The sequence below is a fragment of the Brevibacterium antiquum CNRZ 918 genome (assembly GCF_900169145.1).
Taxonomy (GTDB): domain Bacteria; phylum Actinomycetota; class Actinomycetes; order Actinomycetales; family Brevibacteriaceae; genus Brevibacterium; species Brevibacterium koreense.
The window spans coordinates 39,968-59,126 of sequence record NZ_FXZD01000003.1 but is presented as its reverse complement, the minus strand read 5'-3'; the positions used below and the strand labels follow the sequence as shown (position 1 = coordinate 59,126).

General features: G+C 64.5%; 16 protein-coding genes. 13 read left to right on the top strand and 3 right to left on the bottom strand.

All coding sequences use genetic code 11. The features are described 5' to 3' along the window. Window positions 1-5: 5 nt before the first annotated feature. Window positions 6-230 carry a sulfurtransferase TusA family protein gene (locus tag BANT918_RS05385; RefSeq protein ID WP_101619292.1) on the bottom strand — a complete coding sequence of 75 codons (225 nt, stop codon included), beginning with the start codon at window positions 228-230 and terminating at the stop codon, window positions 6-8. Then, entirely contained in the window at window positions 227-1,282 is a 1,056-nt protein-coding gene (locus BANT918_RS05380; protein ID WP_101619291.1) for a YeeE/YedE family protein, read from the bottom strand. The genes BANT918_RS05385 and BANT918_RS05380 overlap by 4 nt, the downstream gene beginning before the upstream one ends. Before the next feature lie 280 nt (window positions 1,283-1,562). On the opposite strand from BANT918_RS05380, the gene BANT918_RS05375 reads away from it, so the two are divergent. From BANT918_RS05375 to BANT918_RS05325, 11 genes are all read left to right on the top strand, one after another. Beyond that, window positions 1,563-2,747 carry a 4-hydroxybenzoate 3-monooxygenase gene (locus BANT918_RS05375; protein ID WP_101619290.1) on the top strand — a complete coding sequence of 395 codons (1,185 nt, stop codon included), beginning with the start codon at window positions 1,563-1,565 and terminating at the stop codon, window positions 2,745-2,747. A gap of 92 nt (window positions 2,748-2,839) precedes the next feature. After that, entirely contained in the window at window positions 2,840-3,640 is an 801-nt protein-coding gene (gene pcaH / locus BANT918_RS05370; RefSeq protein ID WP_101619289.1) for a protocatechuate 3,4-dioxygenase subunit beta, read from the top strand. Then, window positions 3,633-4,217, top strand: a complete 585-nt coding sequence (gene pcaG / locus BANT918_RS05365) for a protocatechuate 3,4-dioxygenase subunit alpha (protein ID WP_101619288.1) — start codon at window positions 3,633-3,635, stop codon at window positions 4,215-4,217. Before pcaH ends, pcaG begins: the two co-directional genes overlap by 8 nt. Before the next feature lie 79 nt (window positions 4,218-4,296). Next, window positions 4,297-5,724 carry a lyase family protein gene (locus tag BANT918_RS05360; RefSeq protein ID WP_101619287.1) on the top strand — a complete coding sequence of 476 codons (1,428 nt, stop codon included), beginning with the start codon at window positions 4,297-4,299 and terminating at the stop codon, window positions 5,722-5,724. A gap of 6 nt (window positions 5,725-5,730) precedes the next feature. After that, the gene (gene pcaC, locus BANT918_RS18065) at window positions 5,731-7,041 is read left to right on the top strand and encodes a 4-carboxymuconolactone decarboxylase (RefSeq protein ID WP_101619286.1); all 1,311 of its coding nucleotides are present in this window, start codon (window positions 5,731-5,733) and stop codon (window positions 7,039-7,041) included. 181 nt (window positions 7,042-7,222) lie between these two features. Continuing rightward, window positions 7,223-8,434 carry an MFS transporter gene (locus BANT918_RS05350; protein WP_101619285.1) on the top strand — a complete coding sequence of 404 codons (1,212 nt, stop codon included), beginning with the start codon at window positions 7,223-7,225 and terminating at the stop codon, window positions 8,432-8,434. A 100-nt stretch (window positions 8,435-8,534) separates the two neighbouring features. Next, a complete protein-coding gene (locus BANT918_RS05345) occupies window positions 8,535-9,263 on the top strand; it encodes a peptidylprolyl isomerase (RefSeq protein ID WP_101619284.1) in 729 nt (242 codons plus the stop codon). A 77-nt stretch (window positions 9,264-9,340) separates the two neighbouring features. Continuing rightward, window positions 9,341-9,811: an FABP family protein gene (locus BANT918_RS05340; RefSeq protein ID WP_101619539.1), complete on the top strand. Its 471-nt coding sequence runs from the start codon at window positions 9,341-9,343 to the stop codon at window positions 9,809-9,811. A 194-nt stretch (window positions 9,812-10,005) separates the two neighbouring features. Then, the gene (locus BANT918_RS05335; RefSeq protein ID WP_233429272.1) at window positions 10,006-10,803 is read left to right on the top strand and encodes a basic amino acid ABC transporter substrate-binding protein; all 798 of its coding nucleotides are present in this window, start codon (window positions 10,006-10,008) and stop codon (window positions 10,801-10,803) included. Window positions 10,804-10,978: 175 nt separating this feature from the next. Then, window positions 10,979-11,773: an amino acid ABC transporter permease gene (locus BANT918_RS05330; protein ID WP_101619538.1), complete on the top strand. Its 795-nt coding sequence runs from the start codon at window positions 10,979-10,981 to the stop codon at window positions 11,771-11,773. Then, window positions 11,773-12,525 carry an amino acid ABC transporter ATP-binding protein gene (locus tag BANT918_RS05325; protein WP_101619282.1) on the top strand — a complete coding sequence of 251 codons (753 nt, stop codon included), beginning with the start codon at window positions 11,773-11,775 and terminating at the stop codon, window positions 12,523-12,525. Before BANT918_RS05330 ends, BANT918_RS05325 begins: the two co-directional genes overlap by 1 nt. Before the next feature lie 139 nt (window positions 12,526-12,664). On the opposite strand, the gene BANT918_RS05320 is transcribed toward BANT918_RS05325, so the two are convergent. Further along, on the bottom strand, window positions 12,665-15,526 hold the full coding sequence (locus BANT918_RS05320; RefSeq protein ID WP_101619281.1) for an aminotransferase class I/II-fold pyridoxal phosphate-dependent enzyme: 2,862 nt from the start codon (window positions 15,524-15,526) through the stop codon (window positions 12,665-12,667). A 140-nt stretch (window positions 15,527-15,666) separates the two neighbouring features. On the opposite strand from BANT918_RS05320, the gene BANT918_RS05315 reads away from it, so the two are divergent. After that, window positions 15,667-17,412 (top strand): thiamine pyrophosphate-dependent enzyme, encoded by a 1,746-nt coding sequence (locus BANT918_RS05315; protein WP_101619280.1) that lies wholly within the window; start codon window positions 15,667-15,669, stop codon window positions 17,410-17,412. Between the two features lie 80 nt (window positions 17,413-17,492). Then, window positions 17,493-19,124, top strand: a complete 1,632-nt coding sequence (locus tag BANT918_RS05310; protein WP_101619279.1) for an amidohydrolase — start codon at window positions 17,493-17,495, stop codon at window positions 19,122-19,124. The last annotated feature ends 35 nt before the right edge of the window (window positions 19,125-19,159 follow it).

Genomic DNA, 19,159 nt, shown 5'->3' with positions numbered 1-19,159 from the left:
ACGAATCAGGCCTTCTGCACAGTGATCGTCCAACTCGCGTCACCGGTGCGATCGAAGTGGGTCACGGGGTAGCCGTTCTCGGCCGCCCACTGGGGAATCGCCTCGGTGGCCTGGGTGCAGTCGAAATTGATGACGAGCTCATCGCCGCCGTTCAGTTCGCCGATCGCATCCTTGGCCTCAACCAAGGGGAACGGGCAGACGAGTCCATTGGTTTCCAGTACCTGTCTCATACACTCCTGCTTTCTACGGGTCGCGCGACACCTGTCCGCGTTCCTGATTTGATGGTGAGCTTCGCGGCGACTCCCGCCCCGACGATCATGAAGAACGTCGCAACCCAGCCCTGATACTCGAACTGCGCGGTCGAGACCATGGAATTGCCGACGGTGCAGCCACCGGCGATTGCGGCACCGACGCCCATGCCGATTCCACCGAGGATGGACTTGACCACGGTGGCCTGATCGGGGACCCGGATCCGGAATTCGCCCGAAGCCTTCGCCGCGATGAACGACCCGAGCAGGATGCCGATGACGAGCATGACACCCCAGTCGATGAGCTCCACATCGCCGGTCGCCAGGTAACCCGTCAGGTTCGCCGAGGGGGTTGTGATCCCCAGACCGGAGTTGCGCCCTGTTGCCGCCGACAACGGCCAGGCGATCGTGGCAATGACGCCGATGACCACGGCCGTGGCGAACGGATTCCAGCGCTTCTCCGTGAGAATGTGGGCCAGCCCCTTCTTCCTTGGAGGCAGAGTCGCGACCGGGGTGGCGGTGCTCCGATTGTGGTGAACGGTGACCACGATTGCCACAGCAGTGAGGATTGCGACGAAGACCCACGGGCTCAGGCCTGTTGAGGCCTGGAGTGTTCCGCTGTCCAAGGTGATCGAGCGCAGCCCCTCGGTCGCCGAGGTGGCCGGTCCGTTCTTCATCACCGCAGAGGACAGCGCGTAGAAGATCAGGGCGAACCAGCTGCCGACCAGACCCTCGCCCGCCCGGTAGTAGGTGCCGGTGGCACAGCCGCCGGCGAGCACGATGGCGAAGCCGAAGATGAGGCCGCCGATGATGGAGGCCAACCATGGGAACGGCGAGGTCTCCAGAGTGATGATGCCGAGGGCATTGAGCCCGAAGAGTCCGATCGAATGCACGGCGATGAGGAGGATGAGCGCCGAGAACCAGCGTGTGTTCCCGGTCAGAGTGAGATCCCGGAAGGCTCCGGTCACGCAGAATCGTCCTCGCTGGAGAACGAACCCGAGTGCCAGGCCGACGATCAGTCCTGTGATGATCATTCATGAGCTTTCTGCTTGAGAGGCGGGTGACTGCCATGATCATTCTTCAAGGTGCCGATTCAACTGTTGAGCTAAATTCTGTTCATGCGATCAACGAATGTCAGATACTAGGTACGCACGGAGAAGAATAGATTCCATTCTGCTCAACAATCCATGTATTCGTCAACATTGCTCAGCCGCGCCGTCACCAAGCGTCACATTCTCGTTCATTGAAAATTGTCTCGCCTTGTGTCAGTGATCAGGGGCACACTGAGGGGACGAATACGGCAAGGAGGCCCAGGTGCCAGAACTACAGACCGACGTCGCGATCGTCGGAGCGGGCCCAGCAGGACTGCTGCTGGCCCACATGCTCCATAATGCGGGCATCGACTCAGTCGTCATCGACAATCGCAGCCGCGAGGACATCGCCCATACCCACCGGGCCGGCATTCTCGAAGCCGGTTCCGTGCGCATGCTCGAGGCCGAGGGCATCGAATCGCGCGTGCACACCGCCGGTCACCGGCACGACGGAATCGACATCCGCGTCGACGGCATCAGCCACTCCCTCGACTTCCCGGACCTGGTCGGTGAATCCGTGTGGCTCTACCCGCAGAACGAAATCTTCGTCGACCTCTCCGCAGCCCGGTCCCGCACCGGACGCCCCACCTTCTACTCGGTCACTGACACCCGCCTCGGCGATATCGAGACCGAGCGTCCCTGGGTATCTGCAACGACCGAAGACGGTGAGGAACTGAGAGTCGAGGCTCGTTACGTCGTCGGTGCCGACGGATCTCGCGGACCCAGCCGAGCCATGATCCCGGCCGACACCAAGCAGCGGTTCTTCCACGAATACCCCTTCGCCTGGTTCGGCATCCTCTGCGAGGCCCCGCCCAGTCACGAAGTCCTCATCTACTCCCGCTCCGAACGCGGTTTCGCGCTGATCTCCCAGCGCAGCGAGTCCGTCCAGCGCATGTACTTCCAGACCTCCCCCGACACCGAGGTGGCCGAGTGGTCGGATGAGCGCATCTGGTCAGAGCTGCAGGCCCGGGTCGACGGACCCGATGGCTTTGAACTGAAGACCGGACCGATCATCGACAAGAACATCCTGCCCTTCCGGTCTGCCGTGACCGAGCCGATGCAGCACGGTTCCCTGTTCCTCGCCGGCGACAGTGCGCACACGGTCCCACCGACCGGCGCGAAGGGCCTCAACCTCGCCTTCGCCGACGTGTCCCTGCTCGCCCCGGCACTGATCTCGGCCCTGCGGGACTCCGACGCCGAGGCGCTGGCCGGGTATTCGCAGACCGCGACGAAACGCGTGTGGAAGGCGCAGAACTTCTCCTACCAGATGACCCGGATGCTCCACTCGGATCCCAGCCAGGATGACTTCGAAGCTCGGCGCAGCCTCGGCGAGCTCAATTCGATCCTCGAATCCGAGCACGGCAGACGCTACCTCGCCGAGTGCTACACGGGGTGGCCGAAGGGCTGAGGTGATGTTCCCCCGACGAAGCGGGGACCACTGATATCTACGAATATTCAGACTGCCACGAATGTGCAGACTGCAGAGAGAAAGGTTCGACAATGGGTGCACAGAAGCGCTCCGGCCCGGACGATGCCGCCGAATCGCAGGCCACGCTGTCTGCCGAGATCGACGCGATCCACGCCGATCATGCTGGCACCGTCGCCGCCGGCAAGTCCCCCGAGACGCAGCCACGACTGAACTACCCGCCCTACCGCTCGTCACTGCTGCGCCACCCGACGAAGGACCTCCGGCACACTGACCCGGAGACCATCGAGCTCTGCTCCCCCGCCTTCGGCCACCGCGACTTAGCGAACCTCGAGTCCGATCTCACGCTTCAGGCCGGCGGCGAACCGATCGGCGAGCGCATCAAGGTCACGGGTCGTGTCCTCGACGGCAGCGGTCGACCCGTGCGCAACCAGCTCGTTGAGATCTGGCAGGCCAATTCCGCCGGACGCTACATCCACAAGCGTGACCAGCACCCGGCGCCGATCGACCCGAACTTCACGGGCGTCGGACGCACCCTGACCGGTGAGGACGGCTCGTACTCGTTCACGACGATCAAGCCGGGACCCTACCCGTGGAAGAACCACCACAATGCGTGGCGGCCGGCGCACATCCACTTCTCGCTCTTCGGCTCCGAATTCACCCAGCGCATGATCACCCAGATGTACTTCCCGAACGATCCGCTGTTCGCACTCGACCCGATCTATCAGTCGATCACGGATCCAAAGGCCCGCGACCGTCTCGTCGCGACTTACAACCACGACATCACCGAACACGAATTCCTCATGGGCTACAACTGGGACATCGTGCTCACCGGTGGCAACCGCACCTGGATGGAAGAAGAGGACGATGACTGAGCCAAGCTCCACCACCGATCTCACCGCGACACCGGGCCAGACCGTCGGGCCGTTCTACGGCTATGCGCTGCCGTGGCCTGGCGACAACGAACTCGTTCCCCCGGGCACGGCCAGTGCCGTACAGCTGCATGGATTCGTCTACGACGGAGCCGGAACTCCCGTTCCCGATGCGATCCTCGAGATCTGGCAGCCCGATGACAACGGCGTGATCTCCCGTGCGAACGGCTCCCTGCGCCGTGACGGCTTCACCTTCACCGGTTTCGGTCGCAACGCCGCCGATCCAGAGGGGCGCTTCGTCTTCTCGACAGTCAACCCCGGCGCCAGCGAGGCAGGCAAGGCACCGTTCATCAGTGTCGTCATCTTCGCCCGTGGGCTGTTGAACAGGCTCTTCACCAGGGTCTATCTCCCCGAGGACACCAAGGCACTCGCAGCCGATCCCCTGCTGTCCTCCCTCGAACCGGACGACAGAAATCGGCTCATCGCGACTCGTGGGGCTGACGGATCACTGCGTTTCGACATACGGTTGCAGGGTGAGGACGAGACTCCGTTCCTGCGGTTCCCCGGTCACGAGGCCTGAAACCAGCCACGAAGACTCGAGATATCGCGGCACAGCCCCGTCGTCGAATGCGACAATCGCCGTTGGAGAGGACCACACAATGACTGACACCGCTGCCCATACGCGCCTGCTGTTCGCCCCGGGCGATCTGCGAGGCGCCGAGGCCATCGACGACGTCGCACTCGTGTCCGCGCTCGGCGACGTGGAGTCCGCATGGGTCAATGCTCAGGCGCATGCCGGACTGATCTCCGCACATGCCCGCACCGAGGCGGTGACCGGGATCGAAGCGACCAGCCGGTCGCTGCTGGCCGACACCTCCGAACTCGAGGCTCTGGCCGCAGGCTCCGAACCGGGCGGCAACCCGGTCATCCCCTTCCTCCAAGCGGTCCGATCGCGGCTCGGACATGACGCCTCCCGTGCACTGCACAAGGGCCTGACCAGTCAGGACGTCATGGACTCTGCCCTCGGGCTGCTCATGTCCCGTGTCGCTCGCCAGACCCATGCGCGGCTCGACGTCATCGCCGAGTTGCTCGTCGATCTCTCCGACGCCCACGCCTCGACCATCTGTCTGGCCCGCACGCTGACCCAACCAGCGCTGCCGACGACCTTCGGGCTCAAGGTTGCGGCCTGGGCGGCAGAAGTCCAGGAGGTCCAGAGCCTCACTCCGCGCATCGACTATGTCCAGGTCGGGGGCGCGGCCGGAACCAGGGCCGCGATTCGGGAGTTCGCCGGGGCTGCGACCGAGACGCTGCTGCGTGAGTTCCACGTGCAGCTGCGCGGACCCGACGCCGCACTCGCCAGCATCCCCGTGCCCTGGCATACGGACCGCGTCCGGGTCCTCAACTGGGCCTCCCACCTCACCCAATGCGTGACCGTGGGCGCCTCGATCGCCCGTGATGTGCTCATCGGAACTCGCCCCGAGGTGGGCGAAATGGCCCTGGCGTCAACCGGTGGCTCTTCGGCGATGCCCCAGAAGCTCAACCCCACCTTGGCGGTGCTCCTCCACCGCAACGGCATGCGCGTTCCCGGGCTCATGGCAACGCTGACGTCGACCGCAGCAGAAGCGATCGAAGAGCGCTCCGACGGTGCCTGGCACGCCGAATGGCCGGCACTGTCCGAGCTCATGGGCCTGGCCGTGTCCTCCCTCAGCATGCTCCAGAGGATGATCGAGGGCCTCAGCGTCAACCCCGAAGCAATGCGAAACAACGTCAACGCTGCCAGTCCCGGCATCTTCGCTGAGAGACTCAGCATCTCCTTCGGCGAACGTCTGACGAAGGCGGAGATACAGGAGGTCATCGCCGACGGCGGTGACCCAGCGGCTGCGCTCAAGACGGCGCTGGACCAGCACCCCGTGAGCCAGGAAGGCACAGACGGTCAAGGCAGCACTGCCGACATCGACTTGGATGGGTTCTTCTCTCCGGAGAACTACCTCGGCGATGCCGAAGACATCCGCCTGGCCATCATCGCCACCATCAACGGACCCGAGCCCGTATCGCCGGGCCTCCTTCCCAACACCGCCAGAAAGTGACCTGACGTGGAACTCACCGCAACCGTCCTCGCCGCTCCGACTGTCCCCGTCCACTCGTACGCTCGAGTCCTCGTCGTCCTCCCCTCGCTGGGCACATCGGTGAGCGCGCTGTGGCAGTCGGCGGCGACTCACCTCGTCGGTGTGGCTCCGGAGACGACGGTCATCGGCATCGATCTGCCCGGCCACGGCCGTTCGGCACCGATCGACGTCCCCGCGGGGACGTCCGAGGTCCCACGGCTGACGATGAGCGATCTCGCCGAGGCGGTCCTGGCCACCATCGACCGCGTGCTGCCCGACGTGATCGGGTCCAGTGACCGAGACGATGCCCGAATTGTGCTGGCCGGCGACTCGATCGGCGCAGCCATCGCACTCCAGCTGGCCCTCGATCATGGCGATCGCTTCGATCGCGCCGCGGTGTTCTGCACCGGGGCGAAGATCGGTGAGGCCAATGCTTGGGAGGAGCGTGCGGAGGTCGTCGCGACCTCGGGCACGCCGACGCAGGTCATCGGTTCGGCCCAGCGCTGGTTCGGGGAGGGCTTCATAGATCGCGAACCCGAGGCATCGGCTGCACTGCTGCATTCGCTCCAGGATGCCGATCGGTTCTCCTATGCTGCGCTCTGCCACGCCCTGGCAACCTTCGACGTTCGCTCGCGACTGCCGGAGATCACTCTGCCGGTCCTCGCCGTTGCGGGGTCAGAGGATCAGCCGACCCCGCCGACCAAACTGGTGGAGATCGCCAACGGAGTCTCGGGCGCCCTGCTCGAGGTCATCGAGGGCGCCGCCCACCTCGTGCCGGCCGAAGCCCCCGCGGTCACCGCGGGACTGCTGCGTGACTTCATGGGTGGAAACGCCTTGGGTGGCAAGGGCACGGGCGAGCCGGACTCGGGCGCCGCCTCGGCGGATCTGCCCACCGCCTCCGGTCCACGCGACGCCAGTCGAGACGAGGTCCACGACGCGGGCATGACGGTGCGCCGACAGGTCCTCTCCGACGCCCACGTCGACCGGGCGAATGCGAAGGTCGATGACTTCACTGCCGACTTCCAGGACCTCATCACCCGCTATGCCTGGGGCGAGATCTGGACCCGTCCGGGCCTCGAGAAGCGCATGCGATCGGCGATCACGCTGACCGCAATGATCGCCGGCGGTCACGAGGCCGAACTCGCAATGCACGTCAAGGCCGCTGTGCGCAACGGCCTCAGCCGTGACGAGATCAAGGAAGTCCTGTTGCAATCGGCCATCTACTGCTCGGTGCCGAGTGCGAATACGGCGTTCTCGGTGGCCTCGCAGGCACTGAGGGAGATAGATGAGGAAGGCTGACGCCACATGAGTGACTCACCGATCCTGCGGGCGCTGTACGAATCGTCACATTGAGACTGCGGGGCTACCGGTTGCCGTCGATGAGCAATAGGCTTGACCGGTCGCGGTCAATAGCCCGGTCGCAGCTCCAACATCGGGCTTCTCCGCGGTCCCAATCTTTCATCCCCTACGAAGGGACTCCATGAGCGACGCTCCGGTGCCACGCCGAGTCTACAAATTCGCCGTCTTCGCCCTGGCGATCGGCGCATTCGCAATCGGTGTCACCGAGTTCGCCACCATGGGTCTGCTGCCCCACATCGCCCGCGAGCTCGGCATCACCGTGCCCCAGGCGGGCCACGCCGTGTCGTTCTACGCCATCGGCGTCGTCGTCGGCGCACCACTGATCACCACGATCGCCGCGCACATGGATCGCAAGAACCTGCTGCTGTGCCTCATGGGATTCTTCGCACTCGGCAATGTCGCCTCGATGCTCGCCCCCGACGCCACCCTGTTCAACATCGCCCGCTTCGCCAGCGGACTTCCTCACGGCGCCTACCTGGGCATCGGCGCCATCGTCGCCTCATCGCTCGCGCCCCCGAACCGTCGCGGTCGAGCGATGGCACGCGTCATGCTGGGGCTGACGATCGCGAACATCGTCGGCGTCCCCATCGCCACGGCACTGGGCAACCTGCTCGGCTGGCGCAGCGCTTATGCATTGGTCGCCGCGCTCGGGATCCTCACCGTCATCATGGTCGCGGTCGGCGTGCCCCGAGTGAAGCTCGGAGCTGCCCCGTCAGCCCGCGGCGAGATGCGGGCCCTGGCACGTCCGCAGATCATCCTCACCCTCGTCGCAGGCTCCGTGGGCTTCGGCGGCATGTTCGCCGTCTACACCTACATCGCCCCGACCATGACCGACATTGCCGGCGTACCCGAGACCGCGATCCCCTGGGTGCTGGCCGTCTACGGTCTCGGCATGACCGCCGGTTCCCTCATCGCGGGACCGCTGGTCGACAAATCCATCGAACGCTCGGGCATCGGCGGCATGATCCTCTCCGCCCTCGTGCTCTCCACCTTTGGTGCCTTCACCCATATCGCGGCCGTTGCGATCATCGCGCTCTTCTTCATCGGCATCGCCGGGTCGATGATCACGACCTCGCTGCAGATGCGTCTGCTGCGCGACTCCCACGACGCACCGAGTCTGTCGGCGGCAATGAACCATGCCGCATTCAACCTCGCCAATGCCCTCGGCGCCTGGCTCGGTGGCATCGTCATCACTGCGGGCCTGGGTTACCGCGCCCCCGCCTGGGTGGGAGTCGGCCTGTGCCTGGCCGGCCTCATCGTGCTCATCATCGCGATCGTCCTCCGCCGAGGCGGCACCTCGGAAACCTCGGGCCGGAACGCAGTCGAGGTCTGAGGCCCAGCAGCCTTCGCGAAACACAGGCACAATCGAACACGCTCCTCGGCAAAGACCATCCGATGGTGACCATTCTCCGTCGACGAAATACGATGGGGGCATGGATCACCCTGCGCGGCACCGCTATCGAGCCCTCACCCATCGTCCCGTGTCGGCAGTGGCGGTCCTCGCCGTCTTGGCCGTCCTCGCGCTGCTGGCCCTGACCGCGTGCGGATCTGCTGAGTCCGCTGACGATTCAGCGGGCTCGAACGCCGGAGCATCGGAATCGGCCGGCTCTTCCGCCTGCCAATACCCGGCCGATTCCGCACCAGCGGCGAAGGACGTCGAGCCTCCCAAGGAGTCTCCTCAGACCAGCGGCAAGGTCGCTGCCACAGTGTCAACGACTGCTGGTGATCTGTCCGTAAGCCTCGATGCCGACGGCGCACCCTGTACCGTGAATAGCTTCCTGTCCTTGGCTGATCAGAAGTACTTCGATGACACCGACTGCCACCGACTGACCACCGAGGGCATCTTCGTCCTCCAATGCGGTGACCCATCGGGCACTGGCAGCGGCGGACCCGGCTACACCTTCGCCGATGAGGTCGACGGCTCCGAGAAGTACCCGGCCGGCACATTAGCAATGGCCAACGCCGGCCCCGATACGAATGGATCGCAGTTCTTCGTCGTCTATGACGACAGCTCGCTGCCGCCGGACTACACCGTGTTCGGATCACTCGACGCAGCCAGCACGAAGTCCGTTGCCGACATCGCGGCCAAGGGCACAGAATCCGGTGCCAGCGATGGCGCCCCCAAGGAAGCAGTGACCATCACCGGCGTCACCGTCGAATAGGCGAAGGCTCGGACTCCTCAGGAATCAGAACATGCCCTAGGATCAGGATGAGGACAACCGGACCAGGGAGGATGACCATGGCACTTCCACCGCAGCTGCGGCCGTTGATCGGCACCTGGCGAGGCACCGGATCGGGGCACTACCCGACGATCGACGCCTTCAGCTACAGCGAAGAACTGGTGTTCAGCGACGTCGCCAAACCCTTCCTGGTCTACCAACAGCGCACCTGGTCGCCCGAGGGCAAGCCCATGCACATGGAAACGGGATTCCTGCGCAGCCCCACTGCAACGACCGTCGAATTCGTTCTGGCCCAACCGACCGGTCATGCCGAACTGGCCGAAGGCACTCTGTCGGCCGTTGAGGGCGGGCTCTTCCTCGACCTCCGGTCCCCACAGCTTCTCGTGAGCACCTCGGCGAAGACCGTAGAGGCAACCGCACGGACCTACCGAATCACGGACGACCGCCTGTCCGTCGACTTCTCCATGGCCGCAGTGGGTGTCGTGATGACCCACCATCTCCACTCGGACCTGGTCAAAGCCGAGGACTGACGAGTTCTCCGGGCAAGTGCCCCCACAATGAGACTCAACACTACGATTTGGCAACGACCGACGCAGTGGGCTCAGGGTAGTCACGTGTGTGACTTATAACACTGTACGATCTCTTTCAGACGTTGCTCAGAACTTCGGTTGGGCAGCGACACCTGTTACGTGACATCGATGTCACCGACTCTTCTGGAGGAACAATGAAACGACGCTTGACTATGGCCACGGTGGCCATCGGCGCCATGCTTGCCCTGTCCGCGTGCAGCGGCGGCGACGATTCGGAACCGGCAGCGACCGCCGAGGGCGGCGTGCCCCTTGTCAAAGAAGGCCAGCTGACTACCTGCACCCACCTGTCGTATCAACCGTTCCAGTTCGAAAAAGACGGAAAGGTCGTCGGCTTCGATGTCGACATCGTCGACGCCGTGGCAAAGAAGCTCGGCGTCGAGCAGGAGATTGTCAACGTCCCCTTCGAACCGATCACTGCTGGAGCCTCGTTTGCTCAGGATCAATGCGACGTTGCCGCGGCTGCCATGACCATCACCCCGGAGCGCGAAGAGGCCATCGACTTCTCCGATCCGTACTTCGCCGCCAATCAAGCGATTCTGACCAATGATGACAAAACAGCGAAGGATGCTGACGCGCTCAAGGGCTTCAAAATCGGCGCCCAAGCAGGCACCACCGGCCTCGACTATGCAACCGAGAACTTCAAGGACGCAGAAGTCATCACCTACGAGGACCTGCCACTGTCCCTCGAAGCTTTGAAGAACGGTCAAGCCGATGCTGTCATCAATGACAACGGAGTCCTCTACGACTACGCCGCGAACAATGACGGTTTCGCCGTCGGCTTCGACATTGACACCGGTGAGCACTACGGCATCGGCATGAAGAAGGGCAATGCCGAGATGAAGAAGGCCGTAGACGAGACACTCAAAGAGATCAAAGACAACGGCGAATACGACAAAATCTACGAGAAGTGGTTCGGCGACGCTCCCAAGTGATCGCTATTCGGGCGGTCGACCTCGGCTTTCTGGCCGGATCGGCCGCCCGTTGCCCTGAGCACATCCGTCACCGTACGCCACCACCGTTGAAGGACCCCACATGTCGACTACCCCAGAAAGGGAGGACGGTAGCCCGACCGGCTCGACCACTCCTCGCACCACCCCCAAAGCGAAGATGAGCAAACGGCAGAAGGCCAAGGTCTCGCGCGCCATCCAATACGCGATCCTCATCGTCATAGTCATAGTCGTCGCAGCTCTGGCCGACTGGCCCACACTCATCGACACCTTCGGCCGGGTCGACCTTGCGATCGGAATGTTTCCCGACGTCATCACCAAGGCCCTGAAGAACACCGTCATCTTCACCCTCCTCGGCTTCATTCTCGGCCTGGCGATCGCCATCGTGCTCGCCCTCATGCGTCTGTCTTCGGTCGGTGTCTACCGTTGGCTGGCCTTCGTCTACACCGAATTCTTCCGCGGACTGCCGGCCCTCGTCGTCTTCCTTGTCATGGGATTTGGACTGCCCCTGGCGTTCCGGGGCTTTAATCTGCCGCAGCTCGTCATCATCATGATCGCCCTCGCACTCGTGTCGTCGGCCTATATGGCCGAGACCATCCGTGCCGGCATCCAGGCTGTGCCGAAGGGGCAGGTTGAAGCGGCACGGTCATTGGGTATGTCGTCCTCACGGGCGATGGTCACGATCGTCCTGCCGCAGGCGATGCGCATCATCCTGCCGCCGCTGACCAATGAACTCATCCTGCTGACCAAGGACTCCTCGCTGGCCTACATCCTCGGTTCCTCGGTCGATGGACGTGAGCTGACCGCGCTGGCACGGGCAGAGATCGTCAACACAGCAAACCTCACTCCGTTCATCGTTGTCGCAGTCTGCTATCTCATCATCACGATCCCGCTGTCGTATCTGTCACGGGTCCTCGAACGCAAATACGGTTCCGCCGAGCCAGGAGTGAAGTAATGACCACCTCGATCATCTCGATCCAGAACCTCAAGAAGAGCTTCGGGTCGAATCAGGTCCTCACCGACATCAACCTCGAGGTCGACAAGGGCGAGGTCGTCTGCGTGGTCGGGCCCTCGGGCTCCGGCAAATCCACAATGCTGCGCTGCATCAACACCTTGGAGACGCCGACCGGCGGCTCGATCGTCGTCGATGGAATGGACATGACCGACCTTGACCTCGACATCGATGCCGCCCGGACTCGCATCGGCATGGTGTTCCAGTCCTTCAACCTCTTCGGGCATCTCACCGTGCGTGAGAATCTCACGGTGGCCCAGCTCAAGGTGCTGGGGCGCTCGAAGGCCGAGGCCGATCAGGTCGCCGAGGAGAACCTGGCGAAGGTGGGTCTGTCTGAGAAGATCGACGCCAAGCCTGCTTCTCTCTCCGGTGGGCAGCAGCAGCGCGTAGCCATCGCTCGGGCGTTGAGCATGGACCCCGACGTCATGCTCTTCGACGAGCCCACCTCCGCACTCGACCCCGAGACCGTGGGCGATGTCCTTCAGGTCATGCGCAACCTCGCCGAGGCGGGAATGACCATGGTCGTCGTCACTCACGAGATGGAGTTCGCCCGGCAGGTCGCCGATCGCGTCCTCTTCATGGACGGCGGATACGTCGTCGAATCCGGCCCGGCCAAGGAGGTCATCGGCAATCCGCAGGAGCAGCGGACGAAGGACTTCCTCGCCCGTGTGCTCAACCCGGGTCAGCTGGGATAGCTCAGTGAGCCCTGGTAGCTCAGCTTCGCCGAGGGGACCACTTAGCCTCGAAGGGCTACGCTATAGCCTCACCCATCAGTGATAAGTAGTCCGCTCGGCGAGGCGGCGCCGCTCGGCGAGCAAGCTGACTGAGCGACCCTCAGCTCTTCGCCTCGAGCACATCCTTGGGGAGGATGACCCGGTAGCCCAGGCGGGGGTCGTAGCCGTGGATCTCTCGGGTGTCGAGGGCGGACATGAAGTCGAGCACCTCGGCGGTGATGACCTGCCCGGGCACCAGCACCGGGAATCCCGGCGGGTAGGGGGTGACGAACCCGGCAGAGACCGGCACATCACCGGCTTCGACGCGGCGCCCCAGCTCTTCAGGGAGGACATGCTCGACGTTGCCGCGGCGCATTCCCGCGTAGTATGCCGTGCGCAGGTCACCGTCAGGCAGCTGCTTCGACGGATCCTCAGCCGGCACCTCGGCGGCATAGGCAGGAGCGAATGCGCTGAAGTCGGGCAGCGGCGGCATGATGACCGCCGGCTCGTTCAATGCCTCCTGGGCCTCGATCTCGTGTGGGTTGCTGAACTTCCCGGCGAGCTTGACGAGGACTTCGATGAGGTAGGCGATGGCCGAACGCGAGGTGCCGATGTTCGTCATGAACAGCACGGTGTTGCGGCTCGTCTTGTTGACCTGGATGCCGTAGCGGTCCATGAGGTGTTCGTGCTTGAATGTGTCCCCATCGACTCCGGTGCCGCTGATCTCGACGGTGATGCGGCTGGGATCGACGACGAATTCATCGCTCGCCCACGCCTTCCAGAAGGTTGCCAAGCCGTCACGCAACGGCATCGTCCGTTCGGTCTGGCGATACTGCTCGGGAATGAGGTCGGCGGCAGTGAGCACCTTGAAGGTCTTCTTCAGCAGCGGGTGACGCGAAACCGCGGAAGCCAGGCTCATCGCCAGGTCGAGCTGCTTTTGGACGAGCGCGAACCCTTCCATCTCGACCTGCCTGCGCCCCAGGTCCAAGGAAGCGAGGATCTGATAGTTCGGTGAGGTCGAGGTATGCGTCATGTAGGCCTCGTGGAATGCCTCTTCGGCGCCGTAAGCGAAGTCCTGATCGTAGACGTGGATCATCGATCCCTGCCGCAGAGCAGTCAGAGTCTTGTGCGTCGACTGGGTCGCATACACGCGGATCCGCGAATCCGGTGGCGGCAGCAGCGTCTCATTCAGCCACACCTCGTCGGATGCCGGCGCACCGGTCTCCTCATCGAAGAGACGCTTCTGCTGGTCCCGGTACGCCGTGGCGTGGGCGTCCGAGGCCAGCCGGTCCTCAAGGTGTTCGGCCGCGACCATGGCGGTGCGCTTGCGGGTGACCGGGTGGAAGCGGGCGAAGGCGAACCAGGCTTCGTCCCAGAGGAACACGAGGTCGTTCTTGATCGCCAGGCACTCGGCCATGACCTTCTCCGGATCGTAGACGATGCCGTCGAAGGTGCAGTTGGTCAGGGTGATCATCCGCACCTCGTCGAGGCGGCCGGCGGCCCGGTAGTCCAGCAGGAGCTGCTTGATCCGGTTGAGCGGCACGGCACCGTAGAAGGCGACGTCATTGAGCGGGTACGCCTCGAGGTACGCGGCTCTGGCGCCTGTGAGCATAAGCGCATGGTGGTGCGATTTATGGCAGTTGCGGTCGACCATGACGACCTCATCGGGTGCCACTACGGCCTGGTGGACGATCTTGTTCGCCGTCGACGTTCCGTTCGTGACGAAGTAGGTCCGCTTCGCACCGAAGGCTCGGGCAGCCAGAGACTGGGCCTTCTTGATGGTCCCGACCGGTGCGAGCAGTGAGTCCAGCTCACCCGAGGTGGCGCTGGTCTCTGCGAGCAGCAGGTTGAGCCCGTAGAAGTCGACGAAGTCGCTGATCCACTTCGAGCCCACGACCGAACCTCCGCGGGAGACCGGCAGGGCGTGGAACACACCGGCAGGCCGGCGCGCATGCTCCCGGATGGCGGTGAAGAACGGCGTGTCGTAGAGGTGCTGGACGCGGCGCAGCAGCGACAGGTGCAGTTCGAACTGGTCCTCACGGCGGAAGACGCGCCGGAACCGATGGGTCAGCGCACCGGCCAGGCTCTCGATGTGGGCGCCGGCCATGAGGTAGAGGTCGAGCTCCGGGCGCAGACCGGCCAGGGTGTCGGCCAGTCGCAGCACACGACGAACCGAGTTGAGCGGGCTCATCGGCGTCGTCGGGGAGGTCGCTGTGCCCTCGTGGGCGAGCGCGACTGTGCTGCGCAGGTCCCGGCTGAGCACCTGTCGGGTCCGGTCGGTGAACCCGGGGCGGATGACGCAGGCCAGCAGGTTCGGGTTCGTCAGTGCTGCGACGACCGCATCATCTGCGGTCGGGACGATGACGTAGTCGTAGATGAACTGGTCGGAGGTATTGCGCAGCTTGAGCAGGTCGGTGTGCAGCTCATCGCGGCCGCCTTCGGTGGTCTCATCGACGATGAGGACCTCGAACCGGGGGCGGGAATCCTGCCGGTCCTTGTGTTCGGCGCGCTCATCCTCATTGAGGTGCTCATCCTCGGCGACGTCTGGGACCGTTGTCCCACGCAGACGGTTGACCGCACGCGTGATCATGTCGTGAGCCCGATCGAACTCACCGTTGGAGAGCAGCTCGGCGATGTCCTCGACATAGCGCTGACCGAATCCGCCCCAGTACAGTTCGATCGTCTTCAGCGACCGCAGCGACCGCCAGACCTCACCGTCGGCAGCGATCATCGAGAAGTCCCCACCGCTGATGGCCAGGCGCTTGATCGCGAACTTCAGGTACTCCCAGGCATCCGATCGCAGCCGCCACGTGCTTGCCGGCATTCCCGGGTCACGTTCGAGTTTGGACTTCTGCGGACGAGACCGGAACCCACTCGCCGAAGCGTCAGAGTCCAATCGCTTGCGCGGTGCGCCTCCGGCGGCGGACGGCCCAGGCGTGAACGATGCCTGTCCCGAATATTCGTCGGAGTCGATGCCGGTCATACTTGAGCCTCCTGGCGATGAAGTATCTCGTAGTCGAGTGATCCCTGCGGAATCCGTTGTGCCAAGATCATACGGCCTTGCACAGCCAAATTGTTCGACAGTCCACCCACATGAGACAAAAGAATGATAAGCATGAAGCCATGGACAACTCCGCGCCACTCTCCGCCGGCCATCTCCTCGTCAAGGAGCTCGAAGCCCACGGTGTCCAGCGTTCCTACCTGGTCCCCGGCGAGTCCTACCTCGACGTGCTCGATGGCCTCCATGATTCGACTATCACCCCCATCGTCTGCCGTCAGGAGGGCGGGGCCGGCTACATGGCCGTCGCCGAGGGCCGCATGACCGGCATTCCCGGAATCGCCATGGTGACGCGTGGTCCGGGTGCCTCGAACGTCATGGTCTCCGTCCACACCGCCTACCAGGACGCCACACCCCTCGTCGTCTTCGTGGGCCTCATCCCCACCGCGCAGCGTGGTCGCGAATCCTTCCAGGAGTTCGATCTGGGCGGCTGGTTTTCCACGACGACGAAGAAGGTGCTGACCCTCGACGACCCGGATAAGGCCGCCGAGGTGGTCGCCGACGCCATGCACACCGCCGTGACCGGGCGGCCGGGACCCGTCGTCGTGGGCCTGCCCGAGGAAGTGCTTACTCAGGCGAGCGGCGGTCGGGTTCTGCCGCCCCGCACACACGGCTCCGCGGCGCCGTATGCCGGTGACGTCACCGAGCTGCGAGCCCGCATCCTGCAGGCCGATCGTCCCGTGCTCATCATCGGCGGCGAGGATTGGTCGCCGGCGACCTCACGAAGGATCGCGCAATGGTCGCACGACCGCGGCCTCGGCGTGATCGGGACCTTCCGCGCCTACGACGGCATCGACCACGACTCACCCAACTTCCTGGGTATTCTCGGCTTCGGTGCCTCCGCCGTGGCCAAGAGGACCTTCGCCGAGGCTGACCTGCACATCTTCCTCGGCTGTGTCCGCACCGATGTGGCCACCGACTCCTTCACGATCGGCACCGACGCGAAGACCGTCGTCATCGGCCCCGACGCCGACGCCCACGGGCATTTCGGCAGCCTCGACCAACACATCATCACCCCAGTCAACAGATTCGCCCAGGCACTGTTCACCGCCGACGGAAGTCGCGCGTACTCGGTGTCCTCCGACGGTTCCATCGACGAGCCCGCGGCCGGCGACGAGCACCTGACCTCGAATGACGAGCCGGTGTCGTTGCCCGATTGGATCCTCGATGCCCGCGTAGAACTCGAGGACTGGCGCTCACCGATCACCACCTCGGCGGACTCTGGCTCTGGTGCGGGTTCTGGCTCTGGTGCTGCCGGTGAGGGCTTCGTCGACATGGATGAGGCCTTCGTCCATGTGAAGGAGCTGCTGCCGGACAATGCGATCATCACCTACGGGGCCGGGAACTTCTCGGGCTGGGCTACCAGATTCCTGCCCACGCACGGCTTCCCCTCGGCGCTGGGGCCGCGGAACGGGTCGATGGGCTTCGGCCTCCCGGCTGCCGTTGCCGCTGGGCTCGTTCATCCCGAGCGGGCCGTGTTCTGCATCGCCGGGGATGGAGACTTCCTGATGAATGGTCAGGAGCTAGCGACCGCCGCGCAGTATGGGGTGAACCTCACCGTCGTCGTCAACGACAACTCCGTCTACGGAACGATCCGCGGCCATCAGGACCGCGAATATCCGGGCCGTGCGACGGCAACAGCCCTGCGCAGCCCGGACTTCGCTGCCCTGGCCACAGCCTTCGGCGGCCTCGGACTGACCGTCGAGCGCACAGAGGACTTCCGGGACGCCTTTGCCAAGGCTCTTGCGTATGAGGGCCCGGCCCTCGTCCGCTGCCTCACGGACCCCACGATCCGCGGAGCCCGGGTGTGAGCGCGCACGCCGTCCCCGGACTCGCCGCTGCCATGAAATACGACGCTGAACGCCGAACCCGACGCTGAAAAGGTGAACCAATGAACATCGACGCGATCTTCACCGATCTCGACGCCCACACGCTCGACCCGACGCGTCCGCGTGCGCAGAAGATCGGCGTCTTCGCCGGACGCATCATCGGCTTCGACGAGGAACTCGACGGCGTCAGCGCGGATCGGGTCGAGTCCTTAGGCGGGGCCACCGTTCTGCCGGGCTTCAATGACGTCCACTGCCACACCGCGTGGTTCGGACTCACCCTGGCATCGATCGACGTCACAGCACTGCCCGGCGGGCTGCCCGATGTCTACGCCGCACTCGAGCGGGCGGCCGCGACGACGCCGGCAGGCGAATGGATCAACGCCACCGGCTACGGCCACCGCGACTACGACGGGCAGTACCCGGAGCTGTCCCGCCTTGACGAGATCACCGGCGACCGCCCGCTGTTCATGCGCCAGACCTCCGGGCATGCCGCGATCGTCAACACCGAGGCGATGCGCCGTGCCGGCATCCTCGAGCCCGGGTTCGCCGACCCCGTCGGCGGCAAGGTCGTCACCGATTCTGCCGGCCACCCCACAGGACTGCTCGAGGAGACGGCGCAGGAGCTCGTGCAGAACCTCATCCGCCCCTACTCACTCGATACGATCGTCGAGGCCCTGGACCTGGCGACCGCGTACTACGCGAAGGAGGGCATCACCTCGTTCGGAGACTGCGGCATCGCCTACGGGTGGATCGGTCACTCCCCGATCGAAATCACCGCCTATCTGCGCGCCCGCGAAGAGGGCAAGCTGCGTGCCCGCGCCCAGCTTCTGCCGCAGGCTGACGGTCTCCACGAGATCGCTGCGAACTCCGCCGATGGCTTCGGAATCGGCCTCGATGCGGGAGTCCGCACCGGCCTCGGCGATGACCTCGTCGCGCTGGGACCGGTCAAGTTCTTCATGGACGGAGCGATGAGCGGAGAGACTGCGGCGCTGCGGGAGAACTACACGGGCAGGGATCACGCCGGATACCTCCAGGCCGATGCTGAGGTGCTGCGCAAGCAGATCCTCGACGCCTATGCCTCCGGCTGGTCAGTCGCCGTGCACGCGATCGGTGACGCCGCGGTGGATGCGGCCGTGGCGAACATCGTCGATGCCCAAGCCAGGTACGGTCGCCGGGCCGTTCCCAACCGGATCGAGCACGCTGGCCTCGTCCACGACGAGCATCTGCGCACTCTGGCCGACAACGGCATCGCCGTCACCCCGCAGGCGGCGTTCGCCGAGGCGATCGGCGACGGGATGAACGACTCGATGGGCCCCGAACGTCGACCGCTGCTCTACCGGGGGAAGTCCTTCGTCGATGCCGGCGTGCTGATGGCAGGCAGCTCGGATCGTCCCTGCGCCGATGGGAATGTGCTGCGCGGGATCGAAGCCTACGTGACCCGGGCGACCCGCGATGGCGACATCATGGGTTCGGCCGACGAGTGCCTCACCCCCGATGAGGCGATCGCCGCCTACACCTCGGTCGCGGCCGAGGCTTCCGGCCAGGGTGCGGACAAGGGAACGCTGACCCGCGGGAAGCTCGCGGACTTCGTGGCGCTGGGTGCTCACCCCGCCGAGGTGGCACCGACCGAGATCTCACAGATCCCGGTCCGCGCCACCGTCCTCGGCGGCAAGTTCACCCACGACGCCCGCTAAAACTACCTGACGGCGGCCCAGCAACCTCGCGCCAG